This is a genomic window from Phytoactinopolyspora endophytica (genome assembly GCF_004138495.1).
GTDB lineage: Bacteria > Actinomycetota > Actinomycetes > Jiangellales > Jiangellaceae > Phytoactinopolyspora > Phytoactinopolyspora endophytica.
Genome location: NZ_ML142860.1, coordinates 105,896 through 106,348, shown reverse-complemented (window position 1 = coordinate 106,348; position 453 = coordinate 105,896).

The window sequence follows — 453 nt, the reverse complement described above, 5'->3', positions numbered from 1 at the left end:
CACCGAGAAGGTACCGCCGGTGGCGTCCGCCGATCCGTCGCCGTCATCGGATCCTGAGTTACCGCTGTCGTCCGAACCACAGCCACTCAAGACCAACAAGGCACCAACGGTGCCAGCCAGAAGCCTCCCTCCTACGCGGGTACCGAAGTGGCCCACGCCACGTGGGCTGGGACCGAGGCGGCTAGCGCTCATGACTGCTCCCTTTGTCGCGACATGAACCACCCGGTGGAAACGACACTGAACCTTGCCCGGGTGGCTGCGCCGATCTGATGAGGTCCGAACATACTGTAGTAATCTAACTATCGGAAGTTTCAGTATATATTGAAACTTACTTGTAACGTCACCGGCTGGCTCTTCCGCAGTCGGATGTCCGACGATGTTCTCTACAACCTCCGAAGGGAGACCGATGGCGCCATCGCACAACGACCACGCCGGCGAGTCCCCCGCCGACGC